This is a genomic window from Conyzicola nivalis (assembly GCF_040548875.1).
Taxonomy (GTDB): Bacteria; Actinomycetota; Actinomycetes; order Actinomycetales; family Microbacteriaceae; genus Conyzicola; species Conyzicola nivalis_A.
The window spans coordinates 209,407-222,277 of the sequence record NZ_JBEPSJ010000003.1; the positions used below are offsets into that span (position 1 = coordinate 209,407).

Annotated in this window: 12 protein-coding genes; 9 read left to right on the forward strand and 3 right to left on the reverse strand. The window is 70.3% G+C overall.

Translation table 11 applies throughout. The features are described 5' to 3' along the window. Window positions 1–102: 102 nt before the first annotated feature. The 6 genes from ABIE21_RS13540 (at window position 103) to ABIE21_RS13565 (ending at window position 5,819) form a co-directional block, all read left to right on the forward strand. On the forward strand, window positions 103–528 hold the full coding sequence (locus tag ABIE21_RS13540; RefSeq protein ID WP_354025356.1) for a MerR family transcriptional regulator: 426 nt from the start codon (window positions 103–105) through the stop codon (window positions 526–528). Next, on the forward strand, window positions 515–1,495 hold the full coding sequence (locus tag ABIE21_RS13545; protein WP_354025357.1) for an aldo/keto reductase: 981 nt from the start codon (window positions 515–517) through the stop codon (window positions 1,493–1,495). The genes ABIE21_RS13540 and ABIE21_RS13545 overlap by 14 nt, the downstream gene beginning before the upstream one ends. Before the next feature lie 58 nt (window positions 1,496–1,553). Continuing rightward, window positions 1,554–2,372 carry an alpha/beta fold hydrolase gene (locus tag ABIE21_RS13550; RefSeq protein WP_354025358.1) on the forward strand — a complete coding sequence of 273 codons (819 nt, stop codon included), beginning with the start codon at window positions 1,554–1,556 and terminating at the stop codon, window positions 2,370–2,372. Between the two features lie 47 nt (window positions 2,373–2,419). Further along, a complete protein-coding gene (locus ABIE21_RS13555) occupies window positions 2,420–2,773 on the forward strand; it encodes a PadR family transcriptional regulator (RefSeq protein ID WP_354025359.1) in 354 nt (117 codons plus the stop codon). 4 nt (window positions 2,774–2,777) lie between these two features. After that, a complete protein-coding gene (locus ABIE21_RS13560) occupies window positions 2,778–5,504 on the forward strand; it encodes a helix-turn-helix transcriptional regulator (RefSeq protein WP_354025360.1) in 2,727 nt (908 codons plus the stop codon). Between the two features lie 111 nt (window positions 5,505–5,615). Beyond that, a complete protein-coding gene (locus ABIE21_RS13565) occupies window positions 5,616–5,819 on the forward strand; it encodes an HAAS signaling domain-containing protein (protein ID WP_354025361.1) in 204 nt (67 codons plus the stop codon). Here ABIE21_RS13565 and ABIE21_RS13570 read toward each other — a convergent pair. Then, complete coding sequence (locus tag ABIE21_RS13570; protein ID WP_354025362.1) at window positions 5,816–6,970, reverse strand: flavin-containing monooxygenase; 1,155 nt, start codon at window positions 6,968–6,970, stop codon at window positions 5,816–5,818. The genes ABIE21_RS13565 and ABIE21_RS13570 overlap by 4 nt on opposite strands. A gap of 101 nt (window positions 6,971–7,071) precedes the next feature. Between ABIE21_RS13570 and mtnN the strand changes: the two genes are divergently transcribed. From mtnN to ABIE21_RS13585, 3 genes are all read left to right on the forward strand, one after another. Next, window positions 7,072–7,815 carry a 5'-methylthioadenosine/S-adenosylhomocysteine nucleosidase gene (mtnN, locus tag ABIE21_RS13575; protein WP_354025363.1) on the forward strand — a complete coding sequence of 248 codons (744 nt, stop codon included), beginning with the start codon at window positions 7,072–7,074 and terminating at the stop codon, window positions 7,813–7,815. Between the two features lie 86 nt (window positions 7,816–7,901). Then, on the forward strand, window positions 7,902–9,164 hold the full coding sequence (locus tag ABIE21_RS13580) for a sensor histidine kinase (RefSeq protein WP_354025364.1): 1,263 nt from the start codon (window positions 7,902–7,904) through the stop codon (window positions 9,162–9,164). Continuing rightward, window positions 9,161–9,883: a response regulator transcription factor gene (locus tag ABIE21_RS13585; protein WP_354025365.1), complete on the forward strand. Its 723-nt coding sequence runs from the start codon at window positions 9,161–9,163 to the stop codon at window positions 9,881–9,883. The genes ABIE21_RS13580 and ABIE21_RS13585 overlap by 4 nt, the downstream gene beginning before the upstream one ends. A gap of 67 nt (window positions 9,884–9,950) precedes the next feature. Here the strand turns inward: ABIE21_RS13585 and ABIE21_RS13590 are convergent, their stop codons facing one another. Further along, window positions 9,951–11,555: a GMC family oxidoreductase gene (locus ABIE21_RS13590; RefSeq protein ID WP_354025366.1), complete on the reverse strand. Its 1,605-nt coding sequence runs from the start codon at window positions 11,553–11,555 to the stop codon at window positions 9,951–9,953. A 95-nt stretch (window positions 11,556–11,650) separates the two neighbouring features. After that, a complete protein-coding gene (locus tag ABIE21_RS13595; protein WP_354025367.1) occupies window positions 11,651–12,715 on the reverse strand; it encodes a hypothetical protein in 1,065 nt (354 codons plus the stop codon). Window positions 12,716–12,871: the final 156 nt, after the last annotated feature.

A 12,871-nucleotide genomic window follows, 5' to 3' on the forward strand; every position in this document is an offset into this window, starting at 1 on the left:
CGCACCTTCGTTAATTAACCGATTGGTTAAATATCGCGCACGAGAAATCTACGGTCAACACGCTCTTGACCTGTAGCGCACTACAGGTTGCAGGATGGGCGTATGACCTACCTGCTGCTGCCCGAGATCCCCGTCGAGGTCCCGCCCGAGGGCCTCTCGATCGGACAGGCGTCCGCCGCTACCGGCGTGAGTATCGAGGCTCTGCGCTACTACGAACGCGTCGGGCTACTACTGGATGCCACGCCCCGCGACCCCGGCGGACGACGGCGCTATCGCATGGCAGACCTCGCGTGGATCGCGGGGCTCGTGATGCTGCGGGAGACGGGCATGTCTATCGCCGACATGACCGTAATCGCCGATCTCAGCCGACGCGAGGGCACCGAGGCGGAGCGTCTCGAGTTCTTCGAGCGACACAGGCAGCGGGTCCTGCAACAGATGGAGCGCACGAGGCACCACCTGCTCGCAATCGATAAGAAGATCGCCTCCTACAGGGCGGCCGCGAATGGAGAGACGAATGAAGACGACTGAAATCGGCGACGGCCTGCGGGTCTCCGCCATCGGACTGGGAGCAATGGGGATGAGCGCCTTCTACGGTGCGAGCGACGAGCGCGAGTCGATCGCGACGCTGCGTCACGCCGTCGACATCGGCGTGACGTTCATCGACACCGCCGAGGCATACGGGCCGTTCGAGAACGAGAAGCTGATCGCCCGCGCGCTCGGCGACCGGCGCGACGAGGTGACGATCGCGACAAAGGCGTCGGCCGAGACAGACGACGACGGCACGGTGCGCGGCCGCAACGGCACGCCGGAGTACATCCACCGCGCCGCCGACCGCTCGTTGCTCCACCTGGGAACCGACGTGATCGACCTCTACTACCTGCACCGCGTCGACCCGAACGTGCCGATCGAGGAGTCGGTGGGCGCGATGGCCGAGCTGGTAAAGGCGGGCAAAGTACGACACATCGGCCTCTCCGAGGCATCCGAGTCGACTATCCGCCGGGCGCACGCCGTGCACCCCTTGGCGGCGGTGCAGTCCGAGTTCTCGCTCTTCTCGCGCGACGTGCTGCACAACGGAGAGAAGGCGGCGATCGATGAGCTGGGCATCGGGTTCGTCGCCTTCTCCCCTCTCGGCCGAGGGGTGCTGACCAGCTCGGTGCGCAGCCTCGACGACCTCGCGGCCGACGACGCGCGGCGCACACTCCCGCGCTTCCAGACCGACGCGTTCGCCAACAACCGGACGCTCGTGCAAGAGGTCGAGACCATCGCGGCCGAGAAGGGCGTCACCGTCGCGCAGATAGCACTCGCCTGGCTGCTCGCCCAGGGCGTCGTGCCCATCCCGGGCACGCGCCGACGGTCACGCCTCGACGAGAACGCCGCCGCGACGACGGTACGACTCGACGCACCCTACCTCGACCGACTCGCGGCCGCCCTCCCCGCGGAGTCCATCAGCGGCGACCGAGACTACGTCCCGACCCCGCTCGGGACTGACCGCTAGCCGAATGTTGACACTGTGAACAAGCGCCGATAGCCTGTGCCGTGGAGGTCAGCCGACGATGACAACACTCGAACTACCCGACGGACGCCTGTACTACGAGGTGCGCGGCGCGGGGCCGCACCTGGTGATCTCGGGCTCGCCGATGACCGCGGCCGCATTCGCCCCGCTCGCAGACGCCCTCGCCGCGGACTTCACGGTGATCACACACGATCCGCGCGGCATCTCGAACAGCGCGCTGAACGATCCGGAGGCCCCCTCGGGGCCCGAGCTGCGGGCGCGCGACCTCGTCGCGCTGCTCGACGAGCTCGACGTCGACACCTTCGACATGTTCGGCAGCAGCGGCGGCGCGGTCACCGGTCTCGCGCTCGTGGCCGAGTATCCGGGTCGCGTGCGCACGCTCATCGCCCACGAGCCGCCCCTGCTCGAGCTGCTGCCAGACGCCGCCGAATGGCGAGTGACCACCGAGAACATCATCACCACCTTCCACGAGCACGGAGCCGGGGCGGCCTGGGGCGCGTTCATGGTCGCCGCGGGCTTCGTGCAGGATGACGACGCCCCGCCGCCGCCCCCGTCGGACCACCAGCCGACCGAGCAGGAGAACGCCGACAGCGCGCGGTTCTTCGACCACGACCTGCGCGCGACGACGCGCTATCTGCCGCAGGTCGCCAAGCTCACCAACACGTCGACCCGCATCGTCATCGGTCTCGGCGAGGAATCGGGTCACCTCAACACCCACCAGACCTCGGTCGCCATGGCGGAGTTGCTGGCCGAACCGACCGTCGGTTTTCCCGGAGATCACGCCGGATTCCTCGGGCAGCCGGTCGAGTTCGCCGCCGCTATCCGCTCGGTGCTCGTCGCCGACCCCGCCGTCAACTAGCCGCATTCTCAGCGAACTAACGTGCAATGCACGCTAACGTGCAATACATGACAGTTTCGATAAGCGCACAACTGCGCAAGGGGGTCGTCGAGTACTGCGTGCTCGGCGTCCTCGCCCGAGAACCGACGTATGGCTGGAACCTCTCCGAGGCGCTCATCTCCCGCGGCGTCATCGCGAGCATCGGCACCCTCTACCCCTTGCTTGCCCGGCTGCGCACGCAGGGTCTCGTCGACGCGGTCGAGCAGAAGTCGACGGGTGGGCAGAGCCGCAAGTACTACCATCTGACCCCGGCCGGTTCGCAGCGGCTTCAGGACTTCCGCGAACAGTGGGAGCCGTTCGCTCTCACGGTGAGCGAGCTCGTCTCCGACACGGGCACGGCCGACAGCGCAGAGCGCGGATGACCCGGTGAGCCTGACCACCACCCGCAACGACATCCTCGCGCACATCGCCGGGGTGGCCGACCGGCCCTCCAAGAAGATCCTTCTCACCGGCGAACCAGGCATCGGCAAGTCGACGGTGCTCGACCGCGCCGCTATCGACTTCACGGCTGCCGGCTTCGTGGTGCTTCGCGCCACTCCCTCGTACGCCGAGCGCCGTACCGTCTACAGCACCCTGTGGGATCTCATCTCCGAACTCGGTCGCGCCTCGTTGGAAGAGCTGCCCGCGGAGTACCGATCGTTTCTCGAGGTCGCCCTCGGGCAGAAGCAGCCGTCGGCGGAGGTGCCGTCGCTGGCGACCTCCATCGCACTCGAGAGCCTGCTCGTCCACGCGTCATCCAATGCCCCCGTCGCACTGCTGATCGACGATCTGCAGTGGGCCGACCCGGAATCGATCGCCGCGATCGGCCGCGCGTTCCGTCGGACGACGACTCGACCGGTGCACCTGGTCGCGACCAGTCGCGACTACGATCGGTCTGGAGAGGGCGCGCCGCTCGACTTCGACGCCTCCGATGTCTACGCCCTCGCCGGGCTGACGGTCGAAGAGCTGGAAGCCGTCGCCCAGCCGGCGTGGCCGACCACACTCACCCGGTCGCAGGTCGTCGCCCTGCACGAGCACACCGGCGGAAACCCGATGTGGGCGCTCGAGATCATCGCCCGCGGCCAGCTGGGTTCGCTCGGCGCCCTGGCGATCGGCATGGTGCGCGCCCCGGACTCGCTGGCCAGCGCGGTCGCCGGCCGCCTTCTCACCCTGAGCCCCGACGCCCGCGAGGTCGTCTCGATCGTCGCCCTGCTCGGTCACCCTCCGTTCGAGCTGCTGTCTACGGTGCTCGGCTTCGGAGAGATCGCGGATGGCGCGATCGGCGAGGCCGAGGCGGCCGGTTTTCTCCGCGCCACCACGCGCTCGGTGCGCACCCGGCACCCGCTGCAGGCCTCGGCCGCCGTGTCGCGCCTGACACCCTCCCGGAGGCGGGAACTGCACCGATTCATCGCTCAGGCCATCGACGACCCGGTGGTCCGCGCGCAGCACCTCGAGCAGTCCCAACCGGAAGGGCCCGACGAGACCATCGCGCAGGCCCTGGCGAAGGCCGCAGTGGTGACCCGTCAGCGCGGTGCCCGGTTGCGCGCGGCGCACTTCGCGGCGCAGGCCGTGAACCGCACCGACCCGCTGTCGGCGCCGTTCCAGACCCGCCTCCTGACCCAGGCGCAGCACCTCTTCTCCGCCGGTGACCTGGCATCGGCCCTCGACACCCTCGACCGCGTGTCGCCGTACCGACTCGACGTGGGGCAGTACGACGTGTACCTCGCGCTGTGCACGAGCGCTCTCCACTCGAGCCGAGGCCACACCGCCACGCACGAGTTCCTGCGAGCGCAGATCGAGGAGATCGGAGACGACACCATTCGCCGCGCCATCGTGCGCGCGAACGCGCTGGAAGACGACCTCATGCCCGTCCACGTTCGGGCAAAGGTCTCGGCCCTCTCCTTCGCCGTTCTCGAGGGCGTCGGCGCGCCGAACGCCGTGCACCGCGCGCTGCGCGGCGCCATCCGCGCCCAGATCGACGCGGGCCACGGCCTCAACGCCGAGCTGATCGCGACCAGCACCGAGCGGCAGGGCGTGCAGATAGTCGTCGGTCTCGACGACACCGGACTGGCACGCACGGCCTTCCTTTCCCATCTGATCGACGACGTCGACGCGTCACGGGCGGCGCTCGTCGAGCTGGTGGAGTGGGCCGAACGCGAGGGCAAGGAGGGCATCGCCCGTACCTTCCTGATGTACTCCGCCCTCGCCGAGCTCGTCGCCGGCGACGCCGTCACTGCCCGCCGATTCGCGCAGCAGGCAGGTTTCTCCGCGACGTCGGCCGATATCCCACCGACAGTGCTGCCGATCCTCGGCCTGCTCCTCGTGACCGGGGCAGAGTACGACGCGCTCGAACGGCTGCTGTCGACCTGGGAGTCCTCCGAGGCCGGTAGCGGTATCTACCGCGATCTGGAGATTCCCACGCTGCGCGGCCTGTCGGCGTTAGCCCGACGCGACTGGGCGTCGGCGGTCGCCCATCTGCGCGGCGCGGCCGACCGCGCCGACTCGCTCGGGCTCGTCGAGCCGGGCAGCCGATTCCGCGTCGACGCACCGCTCATCGAGGCGCTCTTCCATCTCGGAGAGGTCGAGGAGGCGCGTCGACGGCTCGACGTGCTGCGCGCGTTCCTCGACGAACACGAACGCCCCATCACCCGCATCGCGGTGCACCGGCTCACGTCGCTCGAGCGCGCGGCCTCCGGCGACCTCGAGGGTGCCCTCGCCGCGGCGACCGAGTCGATCGACGCCGCCGTCGCCGTCGGCCGGAGCGTCGACGAGGCGCTCGGCCTGCTCCAACGCTCGCGCGTGATGGTCCGACTGAGGAAGGTGACGCTCGCGCGACGCGACCTCGAGGCCGCGCACGCCCTGGCTGGAATGAGCGGCGATCGCGACGTGCTCGCCCGAATCGCCTTCGCGATGGAGTCGTCGCGCAGACCGAAGTCGCCCACGCAGCTCACCGCAGCCGAACAACGGGTGCTCGACTGCCTGCGCGAGGGCCACGCGAACAAGGAGATCGCCGCCCGGTTGTTCGTGAGCATCCGCACGGTGGAGTCGCACGTCGCATCCATCTTGCGCAAGACCGGCCAACCCTCGCGGTCGAAACTCATCACCCGCGGCTGAATGCGGCTTCGGTAGAACCACCGATGCAACCCGCCCTGCTGCTCCGTAGCGTCGATGGTCGACAGAACGCCCATCTCGACACCCCCATCTCGACCCCAAACGGACCCGATCATGACCGCACCGCACCTTTCGTCCACCGCCGCCCACTACCTCCACGAGTTGGATGTCGCGCTCTCGAACACCGACGCGCGGGTGCGCTCCGACCTGCTCGACGAGGTGGAGGCGGCTCTCGACGGACTCGACGGCGCGGGCCTGATCGAGCGCATCGAGCGCATCGGCGACCCGCGATTCGTCGCAGCGGAGGCCGGCCGCTAGACGACAGAGGCGTCGGCCCTCTTCACCGACCGCGCGATACGTCGCGCGTCGTTCGCGATGTCGCGCAACGCGCCGGTGGCCGAGACCGAGAATCCCGCGAAGTACAGGCCCGGCGCGACCTCGTGCCCCGAGGGCGAGACCGGACTGCCGATGTCTCCGACCGGGACCGCGCCCGGCAGGATCGCCTCGAGCGCGCGGCGGTACCCCGTGGCCGCGATCACGACGTCGGGGTTCACCAGCGACCCGTCGGCGAGCCGCACCGCCACCGGCTCGAAGGCGACCACCGCGGCGACGGGTTCGACGGCACCCCGCCGCACGAGCTCGACGATTCCCGTGTCCTGCACGGGTACCGAACTGTCGCGCTCCACCCTCGAGTACAGGCCACGGCGTGGCCGGGGCAGGTTCATCGCCGAGAGATCCGGCACCGTGAGCGCGGCGATCAGATCGGCAACCCGGTCCGCCAGGGCGACCGGCAGGCGACCCACGAGGATCGCCACCACCTGCGACGACAGCGGGCCGACGCGTCGACGGACGATGTGCGGCGGCGTGCGCACGGCCATCCGCACCCTGCCCGCCCCCGCCCGGGCGAGGTCGGTCGCCGCCTCGGCGGCGGCGTTGCCCGCTCCGACAACGAGGACGTCGAGGCCGCGGTAGTCGCTGGCGTCCTGGTATTCGCTCACGTGGATGAGGGGCCGCCGGTAGTCGTCGCGGCCCGCCCAGTGCGGGATGTGGGGCACGCGGTTGTGCCCGGTGGCTACGACGAGTGTCGACGTCAGAAACCTCTCGCCCGACGCAGTATTCACAGACCACCGGGTGCCGCTCTCCCGACGCACTTTGTCGACCGAGACGCCGAAGCGGATATCCAGGCGATGGCCGGTCGCGTAGTCCTCGAAGTAGCGCACCAGATCCGCGCTCGACACGTAGCGGCCGTAGGCGCGGGGGATGCTGCGACCCGGCAGGCTCGAGAGCCGGCGCACCGTGTGCAGCCGCAGCCCGGGGCGGTGCGCGCGCCAGCTGGCGGCAACTCCGTCGCCTTTCTCCAAGACCACAACGCGCCGCCCGGATCGCGCCAGACCTCGGGCCGCGGCGAGCCCGGCGGGGCCCGCGCCGATCACAACGCAGTCGGCCGATGTCGTGATTGTCTCGCTCATACATCGACGCTATTTCGCGCCCCGGCCGCACACATCCGCGCTACTACCGAGTGCTCGCCGAACGAGCGCTCGGTTCCCGCTCCGCGAATAGACTCGTACACGTGAGCCAAGCCAGCGCCGTGGTCCTCGTCGCGATGGCAGACGAGGAAGAGCCGTTCCTCGAACGGGCATCCGTCGTCGGCGACCCCGTCTCGGTCGGTCTCGCGGTGCACCGCTACGTGCGTCTCGGCGAGCGCACGGTTCTGCTCGTGCGCACGGGCATCGGGCTCGTGAACGCTGCCGGGGCGGCCACCTCGGCGATCCTCGCCACCGCCCCGCAGCCTGACGCCGAGCCCGGTACCGTCGGTCCGATGCTGATCAGCGCCGGAACCGCGGGTGGTGTCGGCTCCGTCGTGCGCGTCGGCGACGTCGTCGTCGGCAGCGAGTACATCAACATCGACGCCGACGCCCGGGCATTCGGCTACGCGCTCGGCCAGGTTCCGCGGATGCCCGCGTCGTATCTCGCCGACGAGCTGGCCCTGGAGGCGCTGGCCCGGTCCGAGCACACTGCCGGGTTCGCGCCATCCATCGTCCACATCGGGCTGCTGACGTCGAGCTATTCGTTCGTCACCCCGTCGCGCGCTCTCGCCATCCGCGAGGCGCTGCCCGCCGTGCTCGCCACCGACATGGAGTCGGTCGCGATCGCGCAGACCTCGTACGTGCACGGCCGCCCGTTCGTCTCGGTGCGCGGCATCTCCGACCTGTGCGGCCCGGTGGCCGAGTCCGACTTCCGCACGCACGTCGACGACGCCGCCGAACGGTCGGCCGAGTCGGTGATCGCGATGCTCGACCGACTCCCCCACTGATCGCCCGTCGGTTGGTCCGAAAGGATGACCGAGATGGGATGAACGGCCGAGGAGGCCGCCGGATGCCGCGGGTAGAGTCGTCGATTATGCCCGCCGAAGCCAGTGTGTCGCCGCCCGTACTGGCCGCAGCCTTCTCTCGCGCGACCGCGGTCGTGACCACCCGTCCGCTGCTCGGCGACCTGCTGCGCGGGGTCGGACTGCTCGGCGTCTGGCTCGCGGCGATCGCGGTGGGGCTGCAGCTCGGCTGGTATCCGTACGAGCTCGGTGACTACGTCTACCTCGGCGTGCTCTGCGCGACCGCCGTCGGCCTCTGCCGCCCGTTCCCCGTCATCGGGCTCATCGTGGTCGGGGTTGCGACCGCGTGGCCGACGTGGGTGTTCGACGTGACCGAGCTGCGCGTCGTGCCTCTGATCATCGCGGTGTTCTTCGCAACGTCGGCAGGCCCGCGCCTGCCGGTCACCGTGCCGCTGCTGCTGACCTTCACGATCCTCACAGTGCTGCCGCTGGGCGTCTGGTACATCTGGCGCGACATCTTCGAGTACGAGGGCTCCTCGTTCTTCTACTACATCGACCCGTCGACCCGTCTGCTCGCGGCGATCGTGGTGCTGGCCGCCTACGTGCTCGGCATCTCGGTGTTCGCCCAGCGCCGCAGCCTCGCGACGCTCCGCGAGCGCAACGCCGAACTCGTGCGGTTGCGAGAGATGGATGCCGCGCGCATCGCCGCGGAGGAGCGCACAGCTCTCGCCCGCGACATCCACGACGTCGTCGCCCACCACGTCAGCGCGATGGTGATCAGGGCGCAGGCGGCCGACCGGGTCGCCGACACCCGCCCGGAGGAGCTGCGCGAGACGGTGCGCTGGGTCTCGGCGAACGGGCGCGAGGCGCTCACCGCCATGCGGCAGGTGGTCCGCGTGCTCAGGGCAGACGGCGAGGGAGGCGCCGAGCGGTCGCCCGCTGACTTCGCGACGTCGCTCGCCGATGTCATCACCCGGGTGCGCGACGCCGGCATCGACGTGCGCGAGTCGATCCCGGCGGGGCTGGCGCTCTCGACCGTGCTCCAGGCGGTGGTGCTGCGCGTGGTGCAGGAGGCGCTGACCAACACCATGCTGCACTCCGACGCCGTCGCGGTCGACGTGTCGCTGCGCATGCTCGGCGACTCGATCGAGGTCATGGTGCACGACGACGGCTCCCCCGGCTCGGGCAGCACCGACAGCGACGGCGGCAACGGCCTGCGCGGCATGACCGAGCGCGTGCACGCCGTCGGCGGCACGCTCACGACGGGACGCTTCGACCGCGAGGGATGGACCGTGCGGGCCATGCTGCCCGCCGGCGAGCCGGTGTCGGCATGACCGTCGGCACGCAGCCGATCCGGGTGCTCGTGGTCGACGACCAGCCGATCGTGCGCATGGGGCTGCGGATGATGCTCGACGCCGAGCCCGACATCGTGGTCGTCGACGAGGCGACCGACGGAGTCGAGGCGGTGCGGATGGCCGCGGCGCACCGACCCGACGTGGTTCTGATGGACGTGCGGATGCCACGACTCGACGGCGTGGAGGCGACGAGGCGCATCACCGCGGCGGGCACCGCGCGGGCCGTCGTCATCATCACGACCTTCGACGACGAGGAGTACCTGCTCTCGAGCGTCGATGCCGGGGCGTGCGGATTCCTGCTCAAGGACGCCGGAGCCGACCTGCTGGCGGCCGCGGTGCGCACCGCGCTGCGCGGCGACGCGCTCATCGACCCGGCCATGACCCGGTCGCTGCTCGAGCACCGCCTGGGCGCGCCCGCGGCCGCGCGGCCAGGCGCCGTGCCGTCGGCCGCTGTGCCGGTCCCCGCACAGAAACTGGCCCTGCTCGACAGGCTCAGCGACCGCGAGCGGGACGTGCTCGAGTCGCTGTCGCGAGGGCTCAGCAACGCCGCCATCGCCGGCGAGCTCTTCCTCAGCGCCGCGACGGTGAAGACCCACATCAGCAACATCATGGCCAAGACCGAGACGACCAGCAGGGTGCAGGCGACGGTCTTCGCCTACGAGAGCGGCTTCGTGCGGCCGGGCGTGCGCGGCGCCTGAAGAATCGGCGAGAGCGGGCGAACGGATGCCCCGCGCCGGCGTTCGGCACGAGGCATCCGACGTCCGGCTAGGCCGCGATCAGCGCTGCCGCCCGCTCGGCGATGGCGAAGACGGTCGCGTTCGTGTTGGCGGAGACCGGCGACGGCATGATCGAGGCGTCGGCGACGCGCAGGCCGGAGATCCCGCGCACGCGCAGCTCGGGGTCGACGACGGCGAGCTCGTCGGTGCCGACCCGGCAGGTTCCCGCGTAGTGGAAGTAGACCACGAGGCTCTCGCGCAGGTAGTCGCGCACCGACTCGGCATCGGGGAGGGGCCGACCGGGCTGGGCCTCGGCGCCTCGCCACTCGGCGAGCGCGTCTGCCTCGCCGATGGCGCGGGCGACGCGCAGGCCCTCGGCCATCACGACCTCGTCGCGCACGTCGCCGAGGTAGTTCGGGTCGATGAGCGGCCCGACCCCGGCGTCGGGGCTGGCCAGTCGCACGGTCCCCCGGCTGAACGGCAGCATCGCCGAGAACGCGATGGAGTATCCGCTGCCGTTGTCGTATGCGGGTCCGTCGAGCGTATGAGCGCGGTACGGCTTGCTGATAAGCAGCAACTGCAGGTCGGGGCCGCCGAGCGCTCGCTCGGAGTGGATCAGGCCAACGCCCTGTCCGAAAATGTTGTCGGGTGTCTCGGGCATCGCCGCCGCCGACTCGTAGACCACAGTGGACATCGGGTGGTCGTGCAGGTTGGAGCCGACGCCGGGCAGGTCGCGCACCACATCGATGCCGAGGTCACGCAGGTGCTCCGCGGGGCCGACGCCCGAGACCATCAGCAGCTGGGCCGAGCCGATCGCCCCGGCGGTCAGAATGACCTCCTTGCGGGCCACGACCTTGGTGCGCTTCCCAGCGGCGGTGTACTCGATTCCGAGGCACACCCCGTCGACGATCGAGAGCCGGTTGACCATCGTGTCGGTGACGACGACGAGGTTCGGGCGGTCGAGCACCGGGCGCAGGTAGGCGTCGGCGGCACTCTGGCGGGTGCCGCCGCTCGCGTTCGCGTCGGAGAGACCGAAACCGACGTCGACTCCGCCGCTCACGTCCGCGGCCTCGGGGTAGCCGAGCTCGCGGGTCGCGGCGAGCGCGGCCACGATGACCGGGCTCGGGTCGAGTGTCGGGCCGACGAGCATGGGACCGTCGGTGCCGCGCAGCGCGGGGTCGCGACCCTGGGTGGTCTCGCTGCGGCGGAAGTAGGGCAGCAGGTCGTCGTAACCCCAGCCGGTCGCACCCTGCTCGACCCAGGCGTCGTAGCTCGACCGGTGGCCGCGCACGAAGTTGAGTCCGTTGATGCTCGACGAACCGCCGAGGGCGCGCCCGCGGGGCAAGGGCAGGGGTGTGCCGGTGAACGACTGCTCAACGGTCTGCTCGCCCCAGTTGGCGGCGGTGCCGAGCAGCACGGGCCAGTACCCGGGCTTCGCCATCTCGGGCAGGGCCGTTGCCGAGCCGGCCTCGACGAGCAGCACACGCACTGCCGGATCCTCGGTCAGGCGAGATGCGATGACCGATCCGGCGGTTCCCGCGCCGACGACGATGTAGTCGTAGGGCGCGGGAGTGTCGTCGAGGTCGAGCAGGTAGTCGTAGGGAGCGGCGGACGACTCGCGGCGCGCGCCGGCGGGCGGCTGGGTGGTGGGCATTTCGGTGCTCTTTCGTTCGATGACGGGGCGCGTATACCGACCGGCAACCGCTCATTTCACGCTACGGAGCCTCCTCCTGACGCACATGCGTGCAATCACCGAGTAGTCGCCGCCCCCGTACGGAGGTCGCGCGCTCGGCGGTGCCGTGACGACGGGACAGACACCGCGTCCTCGATGATCTGCACCGAGTCGGCCACCGCCGTCTCGCCGAGCAGCGCCGTTCTCAGGTGCGCGGCCCGGCGGCGCGGCCCGGCACTCAGTAGCGGACGGACGGCTCGCTCCAGGGTCTCGTCGGCGAGGTCGGCGAGGTCGAGCCAGTCGCCGACTCCGCGATCGCGCACGGACCGCCCCCAGAAAGCCTGCGCGCGCGACTGGGACAGCACCAGCGACGGTATCCCGGCGCGGGCGACCGCCGCTGTGGTCGCCGCAGTCCCGGCGTGTACGGCCATCCGCGCCCCGTCGAGGCGCACGTGGTCGGCACGGCCGCGCACGACGCGATCGCCCGACCGCGCGGCCACCCGCTCCACGGCGTCGTGCACGGCGTGGCCAAGCGCGACGTCGACGAATATCTCGTCGCCCCCGACCCACGCGCCGGTCGGCAACGGCGCCTCGGCGTCGGTGACGAATCCGACGAGCGGTCGGCGTTCGTCCCACGCGACCAACGAGGGGACCAGCAGTCTGCTGTAGGCCTGGATCTCCACGTAGCCCGCGCGGCGCATCCGGTCCGTCGCCGAGCGCGACGTCGGAGACAGCCCGAGCCGCGCCCGGAAGGCGTTGATGCGTGGCGCGTCCGGCGCCCATTGCGCGTGCAGCTCGGCGTTCTGCAGCACGCGGGCGAGCGGGCGAGGAAGGCGGGTGCCGCCGCCGTGCGCCCGGGAGAACGCCGACTCGTCGGGACCGGGCTCGAGATGCAACGCGACCATCGGCACTCCAGCCGCCTCCGCGAGGCAGGATGCTTCGTCCTGGGAGTGCAGGGCCGAGACGATGAGGTCGGCGCCGGCGGCCGCGTTGACGAAGAGCTCGAGTGTCGACGGATCGGTAGTCGGCGTATCGGGCTCGACGAGAATCACGTTGTGGCCTCGACGATCGAGCTCTGTGCCGAGCACGGCCGACACGTCGAGCGCGTCTCGGTCTCCGACCGCGAAGATGGTGATTCTCATGGCTTCCGGCTTCCGCGCCGGAGACATTCCCGCGCACCATCCACGCTACGGATCCATAGGATTCGCACATCGGTGGATCCACCGAACCCTCACCCCGACGAGACGGCTGCCCAATGAAAAGGAAACGGCCGCACCCGAGGGGTGCGGCCGTTCTTT

Coding starts and splice junctions, on each gene's coding strand:
- ABIE21_RS13540 (WP_354025356.1), top strand. CDS start 103: ATGACCTACCTGCTGCTGCCCGAGATCCCCGTCGAGGTCCCGCCCGAG.
- ABIE21_RS13545 (WP_354025357.1), top strand. CDS start 515: ATGAAGACGACTGAAATCGGCGACGGCCTGCGGGTCTCCGCCATCGGA.
- ABIE21_RS13550 (WP_354025358.1), top strand. CDS start 1,554: ATGACAACACTCGAACTACCCGACGGACGCCTGTACTACGAGGTGCGC.
- ABIE21_RS13555 (WP_354025359.1), top strand. CDS start 2,420: ATGACAGTTTCGATAAGCGCACAACTGCGCAAGGGGGTCGTCGAGTAC.
- ABIE21_RS13565 (WP_354025361.1), top strand. CDS start 5,616: ATGACCGCACCGCACCTTTCGTCCACCGCCGCCCACTACCTCCACGAG.
- ABIE21_RS13570 (WP_354025362.1), bottom strand. CDS start 6,970: ATGAGCGAGACAATCACGACATCGGCCGACTGCGTTGTGATCGGCGCG.
- ABIE21_RS13580 (WP_354025364.1), top strand. CDS start 7,902: ATGCCCGCCGAAGCCAGTGTGTCGCCGCCCGTACTGGCCGCAGCCTTC.
- ABIE21_RS13585 (WP_354025365.1), top strand. CDS start 9,161: ATGACCGTCGGCACGCAGCCGATCCGGGTGCTCGTGGTCGACGACCAG.
- ABIE21_RS13590 (WP_354025366.1), bottom strand. CDS start 11,555: ATGCCCACCACCCAGCCGCCCGCCGGCGCGCGCCGCGAGTCGTCCGCC.
- ABIE21_RS13595 (WP_354025367.1), bottom strand. CDS start 12,715: ATGAGAATCACCATCTTCGCGGTCGGAGACCGAGACGCGCTCGACGTG.